Origin of the sequence: Thermoflexus sp. (assembly GCF_025055495.1) — a bacterium.
Lineage (GTDB): Bacteria > Chloroflexota > Anaerolineae > Thermoflexales > Thermoflexaceae > Thermoflexus.
The window spans coordinates 1-8643 of sequence record NZ_JANWXB010000171.1 but is presented as its reverse complement, the minus strand read 5'-3'; the positions used below and the strand labels follow the sequence as shown (position 1 = coordinate 8643).

7 protein-coding genes are annotated in these 8643 nt (G+C 64.9%); 5 read left to right on the top strand and 2 right to left on the bottom strand.

Annotated elements, in window-relative coordinates; genetic code table 11:
- Nucleotides 1-303 precede the first annotated feature (303 nt).
- The gene (locus NZM16_RS05950) at nucleotides 304-879 is read left to right on the top strand and encodes an inorganic diphosphatase (protein ID WP_295450354.1); all 576 of its coding nucleotides are present in this window, start codon (nucleotides 304-306) and stop codon (nucleotides 877-879) included.
- Between the two features lie 225 nt (nucleotides 880-1104).
- On the opposite strand, the gene NZM16_RS05945 is transcribed toward NZM16_RS05950, so the two are convergent.
- Together NZM16_RS05945 and NZM16_RS05940 are read right to left on the bottom strand one after the other, a co-directional pair.
- Nucleotides 1105-2709, bottom strand: coding sequence for a CTP synthase (locus tag NZM16_RS05945; protein WP_295450352.1), 1605 nt, complete (start codon nucleotides 2707-2709; stop codon nucleotides 1105-1107).
- Between the two features lie 260 nt (nucleotides 2710-2969).
- Nucleotides 2970-3344 (bottom strand): roadblock/LC7 domain-containing protein, encoded by a 375-nt coding sequence (locus NZM16_RS05940; RefSeq protein WP_295450350.1) that lies wholly within the window; start codon nucleotides 3342-3344, stop codon nucleotides 2970-2972.
- Between the two features lie 241 nt (nucleotides 3345-3585).
- Between NZM16_RS05940 and NZM16_RS05935 the strand changes: the two genes are divergently transcribed.
- From NZM16_RS05935 to NZM16_RS05920, 4 genes are all read left to right on the top strand, one after another.
- Nucleotides 3586-4506, top strand: coding sequence for a diacylglycerol kinase family protein (locus NZM16_RS05935; protein ID WP_295450349.1), 921 nt, complete (start codon nucleotides 3586-3588; stop codon nucleotides 4504-4506).
- Nucleotides 4507-4912: 406 nt separating this feature from the next.
- Nucleotides 4913-6052, top strand: coding sequence for a hypothetical protein (locus NZM16_RS05930; RefSeq protein ID WP_295479279.1), 1140 nt, complete (start codon nucleotides 4913-4915; stop codon nucleotides 6050-6052).
- 5 nt (nucleotides 6053-6057) lie between these two features.
- On the top strand, nucleotides 6058-7362 hold the full coding sequence (locus NZM16_RS05925) for an MFS transporter (RefSeq protein ID WP_295450346.1): 1305 nt from the start codon (nucleotides 6058-6060) through the stop codon (nucleotides 7360-7362).
- 275 nt (nucleotides 7363-7637) lie between these two features.
- Nucleotides 7638-8643 (top strand): nucleotidyltransferase domain-containing protein (locus tag NZM16_RS05920; RefSeq protein WP_295479276.1); only part of this gene is annotated, 1006 nt, incomplete at its 3' end.

Here is an 8643-nt window from a genome sequence, read left to right as displayed (position 1 = left end):
GGTTTCCCGCCCCCCCCCCCGGCCCCCCCCTTTTTACCCCCCCCCCCCCCGGGGTGGGGGGGGGGGGGGTTGGGGTTTTTTTTCGTGTGTACACTTCTGGGGGGGGGGGGGGGGGGCCCCTTGCCCCCCCCCCCCCGCCCCAAGAGATCTTCTTCCCTCCCCTTCCCACGGCCCAGAGGGCCGTGGGAAGGGGGGAGCAAGGGGGAGGGGCTATGGCTCGCCGGACTGGCTTCAGTCCATCAAACCCCCAGTGTATAACTGAACAAGGCAGTAGCCGTGAAAACACCATCAGGAGGGCTGATCATGAATCTGTGGAAGGATCTTTCACCGGGGCCGGATGCGCCTCATTTGATCCACGTGATTGTAGAGATCCCAAAGGGCTCCCGCAACAAGTATGAGTTCGATAAATCCACCGGCCTGATCCGGCTGGATCGAGTGCTCTATTCCCCGATCCACTACCCAGGGGATTACGGGTTAATCCCCCAAACCCTTTACGACGATGGGGATCCCCTGGATGTTCTGGTGATGGTCACGGAGCCCACTTTCCCGGGTTGCATCATCACGGCGCGGCCCATCGGCCTGTTCCGGATGATGGATCGGGAGAGCCCAGACGATAAGATCCTGGCGGTCCCTGCCCACGACCCGCTGTTTCGGGATTACGCGGACATTTCGGACATCCCTCAACATTTTTTGCAGGAAGTGGCGCACTTCTTTTCCGTCTACAAGGACCTGGAGGGGATTCGGGTGCGGGCGCTGGGTTGGGAGAACGCCGAACGGGCCAAGGAGCGGATCCTTCATGCCATCCGGCTTTATGCTGCGCACGTGGGAAGCGAGGTCCTTCCTGAGCGGGCCTCCCTTTCCCCGGCCAGCGGAGGTTGAAAGACACCGGCGGAGGGGCTGGCGGCGTTGCAGGATTGCAGGAGCGGATAGGATCCTGCTCTCTCCCTACAGAACAGAATCCGCTCCGGTTCTATACGGAGCTCGCTGTATCGAACTGCGAACGATCTGGCGAAGCGAGGGCTTATCCTGCATGGTTCTCAAATCGAGAACAGGCCCGAACGTGCCCTACTACAAGCAAAAAGGACCGGGCGCAGATCCGGAACTCTAATCCAGCCGGGCCGCTGCGGCGGCGATAAAGGCCTTAAAAAGCGGATGAGGACGGTTCGGGCGGCTCTTGAACTCGGGATGGAACTGGGTCCCCAGCATGAACGGATGATCCGCCAGCTCCGCGATCTCCACCAACCGCCCGTCGGGCGAGAGGCCGCTCAGCACCAGCCCTGCCCGCTGCAGGAGATCCCGGTAGGCGTTGTTGAACTCGAAGCGATGGCGGTGCCGCTCATAGACCAGATCCGTCCCGTAGGCCTCGGCGGCCTTCGTCCCTGGAACCAGCGCGCAGGGATAGGCGCCCAGCCGCATCGTCCCGCCCAGGTCCGTGATGTCCCGCTGCTCCGGCAACAGGTCGATCACCGGATAGCGGGTGTGGGGGTTGAACTCGGTGCTGTTGGGCTCATCGGAGCCGAGGGCATAGCGGGCGAGCTCGATCACCATCACCTGCATCCCCAGGCAAAGACCGAGATAGGGAACCTTGTTCTCCCGGGCGTAGCGCGCGGCCAGGATCTTCCCCTCCACCCCCCGGTAGCCGAAACCGCCGGGCACCACAATCCCGTGGGCCCGCTTCATGCGATCCCAGCAGCGACCGTGCTCCAGCTCCTCCGCCGGGATCCACTCGATCTGCACATCCACCCCATGGGCGACGCCGGCATGAATGAGCGCCTCGCGGACGCTGATGTAGGCATCGTGAAGATCGACATACTTGCCCACAAGGGCGATGGGCAACCTCTCCTTCGGGCGCCGCATCTCATTGACCATATGGGACCATTCGGTCCAGTTCGGTTCTTTACCTGGGAGACCCAGTCGTTCCACCACGAAAGCGCCCAGGCCGGCCGCCTCCAGCATGAGAGGAACCTCGTAGAGGATCTTCGCGGTGGGCAGGGGGATCACAGCCCGCAGGTCGACGTCGCAGAACAGAGCGATCTTCTCCCGCAGGCTATCGGGAATCGGGTGATCGGCCCGGGCGATGATCGCATCCGGCTGGATGCCGACGCTACGCAGGGTGTTCACGCTGTGCTGGGTCGGCTTGGTCTTCAACTCCCCGGTGGCACCGATATAGGGGAGCCATGTCACGTGGATGTAAAGGACGTTATCCCGGCCGACGTCGCGCCGCATCTGGCGGATCGCCTCCAGGAAGGGCAGGCCCTCGATGTCCCCCACCGTGCCGCCCACCTCCACGATCACCACGTCCGGGTTCTGGTGGGCTTTGGCCACCAGCCCGATGCGCCGCTTGATCTCATTGGTGATGTGGGGGATGACCTGGACCGTGCCGCCCAGGTAATCGCCGCGACGCTCCTTAGCGATGACCTCCGCATAGATCTGGCCGGTGGTGACGTTGCTGGCCCGCGTGAGGTTCTCATCGATGAAGCGCTCATAATGCCCCAGATCCAGATCCGTCTCCGCGCCATCTTCGGTCACGAAGACCTCCCCGTGCTGGAAGGGGTTCATCGTCCCGGGGTCCACGTTGATATAGGGATCCAGCTTCTGCATGGTCACCCGGAGCCCTCGCGCCTTCAGCACCCGCCCGAGGGCGGCCGCGGCCACCCCTTTCCCGACGCTGCTCACCACTCCCCCGGTGCAGAACACATATTTGGTCATGCGCGCCTCCTAAGATCACCGCCTTGTCCCGTGTGAAACCGCCGAACTTTCCTGGGGGTTGGGGGCCGGGGCGTCGCCTCCGGCAGCGCCCCAGCCCCAAAACGATTTCTTCTCCCCTCTTCCCCAGGGCCTCGAGGGCTCTATGGAAAAGAGCCCACTCGCCGTTCCCGACCTCCTGGCTTAAGAGATTGGGCTGAAAAACTCCCGTTAAAAGGGGTGCGGGGCGCCCTGAGCGCCCCGCACCCTTCTTCACCCGATCCCTATCCCATCAGCCTGGCCAGATCCTGGGCCGCCCGCCTCATATCCAGAAAGACCAGGCCCAGCTTGGCGTTCTCCCGGGCCAGCACCGTCAATACAGCCTCCTGGCCCACCGCCATCAGGATCACATAGCCATTTGATCCGTGCACATAGACCTGATCCAGCACGCCGCGCCCCAACTCGCTGGCGATCCGTTCCCCAAGGGAGAGCATGGCCGCCGACATGGCGGAAACCCGATCTTCCTCAACGTCTCGAGGCAGAGCAGAGGCGATGATCAATCCATCGACCGAGACAAGCGCCGAGGCCTCGATGTCCGGCGTGCTGGCCTGAAGATCCTTCAACCGCTGCACGATCAGCTCGGTGCGGGATCTGGCCATCGGGGACACTCCATCGCTTGAGGATTTGCCTCTCTGAGGATACCATGGCCTGCTTGAAGCGTCAAAGGGGCGGAAGATCCGGCCGAGAACCTATCCGAATGACGCTCTCCCTTAGGGGTGTCGCGCTTGCGGGCGGGCGCGGCCGCCTTTGGCAGCCTCGCCCGACTGTAAATTCAGAAGCGGGATCCGCCCTGGGTAAACGTGATCGATCCATCGATCCCATAAACGAGGGCAGCCACCGATGTCGGAACATCCCTGGTGGGTGATCGTGAACCCGGTGGCCGGGAACGGGCGCACCGGCCGGCGCTGGGGCGGGCTGGAGGCCCGCCTGCGCGTGGAAGGGATCCGTATGGAGGTCGTCTTCACGCAGGAGCCTGGCCACGCCACCCTCCTGGCCCAGCAGGGCCTGGAGGCCGGCTTCACCACCATCGTCGGCGTGGGCGGCGATGGGACCCTTCACGAGATCCTGAACGGGCTCCCCCTGGAAAATCCGGAACGTATGCGGACCATCCGCCTGGGGATGCTCCCCCTGGGCACCGGCTCCGACTTCGTGCGCACCTTTGGGTTGCCCCGGGATCCGATCGCAGCGGCCCTGCGGGTGCGCGAGGGGCGGGCCTGCCTTGTGGATGTGGGCCAGGTGACCTGCCAGCGGGCCGGAGAAACGATTACTCGCTACTTCATCAACGCAGCCGGACTGGGATTCGACGGGGAAGTGGCCGATCGCACCAACCGGGGGATCAAGGCCTTCGGGGCCATCGGCACTTATCTACTGTATCTCTTCCTCACCCTGATCCTGTATCAAAACAAGACCGTGACGATTCGATTCGACGGGGAGGAACGTTCCGGGCGGATGAACTCGGTGCTGGTCTGTAACGGGCGATACTTCGGAGGCGGGATGTTCATCGCCCCTCGCGCTGAGGTCGATGATGGCTGGTTCGATGTGATCCTCCTGGGGGATCTGGGGAAAGGCGAGATTGTGCGGAATCTCCACCGCGTCTATCGGGGAACCCATCTGGATCATCCCAAGATCACCTGGCAGCGCGCGAAGGAGATCCATGTGGAGGCGAAGGAGCGGATGTTCCTGCAGGCCGAGGGGGAACTGATTGGGGAAGCCCCCGCGACGTTCCGCATCCTCCCCCGGGCGCTGGCCTTCCTGGCGTGAAGGGATCCCCGCCAGCTACATCTTCGGGGGCGGTGCGGGGGCCAAAGGCCCCTCGCACCGTCCTCGAGAGATTTTTTCTCCCTACGGCCCAGAGTGCCCTGGGGAAGGGGGAGAAAGGGGGATGGGCCTGGTCTGCTTCCCTCCCGAAGTCGTTTGGATCGGACTTGCCGCCTGAGATCGCATATGGCGTAGAAAACATCTTCCTGGGGCTGGGCGGGGGCCTTCGGCCCCCCGGCCCAGCCCCAGGACCCCCCCTTAAGAAAAGCATCCCGCGCCGGGGGGCACGCTCATTGAGGGGCGAGGCTCCCGCTAAGCTCTGAGCTCGTTAAGGGGCCTGCCCCGCCAAAAGCCGTGGGGGGATACGCCCCCCGGGCGTCAACGGGAGCGAAACCTCAACGAGGGAACCATGAGCATGCTGACCATCCATGAATGCCGAACCCCAGCCGAGCGCCGGGCCTTCGTGACATTCCCATGGCGGGTGTATCGGGGCGATCCCCATTGGGTCCCTCCGCTGATCAGCGAGCGGATGGCCTTCTTCGATCCTCAACGCAATCCGTTCCATCAACACGCGGAAGTGGCGCTGTTCATGGCCCGACGGGATGGGGAGCCGGTGGGCACCATCGCGGCTCTGGTCAACCATCGGCACAACGACTTTCACAACGAGCAGGTGGGTTTCTTCGGCGCTTTCGAGGTGCTGCCGGATCGAGAGGCCGCCCATGCGCTCCTCTCCACCGCTCGGGATTGGGTCCGGGCTCGCGGGATGACTGCCTTACGGGGACCGGCCACCTTCAGCACAAACGAAGAATGCGGCCTCTTGATCGAGGGCTTCAACGACCCACCCCGCATCCTGATGCCCTACAATCCACCCTATTACCGGGATTTCATCGAGGGCTTCGGCTTTCAGAAGGCGATGGATCTTTATGCCTATGAACTGACGGTGGATGTGTTCGACTGGCCGGAGAAGCTGGTGCGGGTGGCGGAGAAGCTGAAGGGTCGAGCGAGGTTCCGGGTGCGTCGGGCGGACATCCGGCGCTTCCGGGAGGAGCTCGATCGCATCAAAAAGGTTTACAATTCGGCATGGGAACGGAACTGGGGGTTTGTGCCGCTCACCGATGCCGAGATCGAGCATATGGCCGCCCAGCTGATCCAGTTCGTGGACCCCGATCTGGTGTTCATCGCGGAGGTCGATGAGGAGCCCATCGGGTTCTCCCTGACCCTTCCGGATCTGAACCAGGCCCTGCGGAAGGCCTATCCGCGCCCCGGGGTCCCGGAATGGTGGACCCTGCTCAAGCTTCTCTATTACTGGAAGGGGCGGCGGGTGGTGGATACGATCCGGGTCCTCGCCATGGGGGTGATAGAGAACTGGCGCATGCATGGCGTGAGCGCGCTGTTCTATTACGAGACGGCGAAGACCGCCCTGCCCAAGGGCTATCGGCGCGCGGAGATGTCGTGGGTGCTGGAGAACAACTTGATGATGAACCGGGACATTCAGGCGATGGGCGGGCGGATTTACAAGATCTATCGGATCTATGAGCTGCCGCTGTGAATCCGATGAGGGGATCCCGGCTGAGCGGACGAGCCCTCTGGCCCTTCGGGAGGTCCTTCACGCTGCTCTGGGCGGGCCAGTTTCTATCGCAGGTCGGCGACCAATTTCTCTTCATCGCCGGACTGAGCCTGCTGGACCGCCTGACGGACTCCCGAGCCGCGTTCGGGGGGCTGGCCCTGGCGATCACCCTCCCCCAGATCCTGTTCGGGCTGTGGGGCGGGGTCTTCGCCGACCGCTGGCCGCGCCGCTATGTGCTGATCGGCTCCGACCTGGCCCGGGCCCTCATCGTCCTGGGCGCGCTGACGGTGCAGACGAACGCCGATTTATGGCGGATGTATCCACTGGCCTCGGCCCTCGCCATCGCCGGGCTCTTCTTCTATCCCGCGCGCAACGCGGTGCTCCCGGCCCTGGTTCCTCCCGCTCACCTGCTGCAGGCCAACACGATGCTCCAGGCCAGCTACATCCTGGCCCTGGTCGCGGGAGGGATCTCCGCCGGGGTCTTCGTCGACGCCTTCGGGCCCTACGCCGCCTTCGTCTTCGATAGCGTCACCTTCCTGGTCTCCGCCCTCACCTTGGCCTGGATCCATCTTCCGGAATCGGCGGATCGCCCTCAGCCGGCTCAGCGGAATTCCCCCGGGCATGACCTGCTGGAGGGCCTCCGTTTCGTCTGGACCCACCGCTCTCTTCGGGGCGTGACGGCCATCACGCCCTTCGCCACCGTTGGGATCGGTGTGGTGCAGGTCCTCGGCCTGGCGTTCCTCGCGGAGGTTCTGCAGGTGCGGGCCGGGGGGTTTGGGCTGACGCTGGCGATGATGGGGATCGGCCTGGCGCTGGGATTGGGGATCGTGCCCCTGCTGGGCCGCCGGATCCCCATCCATCTGGTGGTGGGGCTCTTCCTGGCCGCCGCCGGGTTATCGACGGTCGCCTTCAGCCAAGCGCAGACCTTCGCCTTTGTGCTCCTGGCCGCCTTCGCGATGGGGCTCTGCGTCGTGGTGGCCCGGGCCGGGCTGGCGACCCTGATCCAGGAGATGACGCCGAACCCGCTGCGCGGGCGGGTGGACAGCCTGGTGAACCTAATGGTGAACGGGGCGCTGGCCCTGGCCCAGGGGGGCGCCGGGCTGTTCGGGCAGCTCTGGGGGCCTCGACCGGTGCTGATGGGGGCTGGCCTGTTGATGGTGCTGGTCGGAGGGTTTGCCGCCCTCGGCCTGCGCGGGCTCCGCGTGCTGCCCTCGGAAGGAACCGCCCCGGCGATCTCTGGCCCGGAAAAGGGAGGCCTGCTTCCCCCACCGCGGCCGCCTCACCCGCGGTGAAGCTAATACATCGATTCAAATCGATCCGTTTGGGCGCTCCGCGCCACGGATCGGCCTGCGCCGATCCTAACCGTCGGCGCAGGCCCCCAAGAAGCAATACCGTTCGGGCCCTCCGCGCCACGGATCGGCCTCCGCCGATCCTAACCGTCGGCGCAGGCCGACACCTGGCCGTAGGCCCTAAAAGGGCGATTTCAATCGCCGCATCATCGGCATAGGCCGATGATCGGCCGCGGGCCCAGAAAGGGCGACTTCAGTCGCCGCTTAAGGAGGGTGCAATGGAGCGGCGATGGACCAATCAGGAGATCGCTCAGATCTTCGAAAACATCGCCGACATGCTGGAGATCCAGGGGGAGATCCCCTACAAGGTCATGGCCTATCGGCGGGCGGCGGAGAACATCGCCGCCCTGGGACGGGACATCTACGACCTCTGGCAGGAAGGGGCCCTGCGCACGATCCCCGGCGTGGGCGAGGCCATCGAGGAGAAAATCGACGCCCTGCTTCGCACCGGCCATCTGGAGCTCTACGAGCGCCTGAAATCCGAGATCCCCCAGAGCCTCCTGGAGATGCGCCAGATCCCCGAGATGGGCCCCAAGCGCATCAAGGCCGTGTGGGAGAAGCTGGGGATCACCACCGTGGAGGAACTGGAGGAAGCCGCCCGTGCGGGGAAGCTTCGGAGCCTGCCGGGCTTCGGCCCCAAGCTCGAGAGCAAGATCCTGGCGGGCATCGAGGGCGTCAAACGCCGGAAGATCGCCGGGCGCGTGCCCTTGGGCGTCGCCTGGCCGCTGGCCCAGGAGATCCTGAAGGCCCTTCAGGAAGTCCCCGGTGTGCAGCGGCTGGCCGCTGCCGGCTCCTTCCGCCGGATGAAGGACACGGTCGGCGATCTGGACTTCCTGGTCGCGGCGGAGGACCCGGAGGCGGTGATGGAGCGTTTCACGTCGCTTCCCATCGTGGAGACGGTGCTCCTGAAAGGCTCCACGAAATCCAGCGTGCGGCTGCGGGACGGCCTGCAGGCCGACCTGCGGGTGATTGAGGCGGCGCGCTGGGGGACGGCGCTGCAATACTTCACGGGCAGCCAGCAGCACAACATCCAGCTGCGGGAACACGCCCTCCGGCGCGGCTACAGCCTCAGCGAATACGCCCTCACCCGAGTGGAGACTGAAGAGGAGATCCGGTGCGCAACGGAGGAAGAGGTCTACGCCCGCCTGGGCCTGGCCTACATCCCGCCGGAGCTGCGGGAGGGGCGCGGGGAGATCGAGGCGGCCCTGGAAGGGCGCCTTCCCC

Bases quoted from the DNA above. Each gene is read 5' to 3' on its own strand.
- NZM16_RS05930 (WP_295479279.1), top strand. From the start codon at position 4,913: ATGAGCATGCTGACCATCCATGAATGCCGAACCCCAGCCGAGCGCCGG.
- NZM16_RS05945 (WP_295450352.1), bottom strand. From the start codon at position 2,709: ATGACCAAATATGTGTTCTGCACCGGGGGAGTGGTGAGCAGCGTCGGG.
- NZM16_RS05940 (WP_295450350.1), bottom strand. From the start codon at position 3,344: ATGGCCAGATCCCGCACCGAGCTGATCGTGCAGCGGTTGAAGGATCTT.
- NZM16_RS05950 (WP_295450354.1), top strand. From the start codon at position 304: ATGAATCTGTGGAAGGATCTTTCACCGGGGCCGGATGCGCCTCATTTG.
- NZM16_RS05935 (WP_295450349.1), top strand. From the start codon at position 3,586: ATGTCGGAACATCCCTGGTGGGTGATCGTGAACCCGGTGGCCGGGAAC.
- NZM16_RS05925 (WP_295450346.1), top strand. From the start codon at position 6,058: ATGAGGGGATCCCGGCTGAGCGGACGAGCCCTCTGGCCCTTCGGGAGG.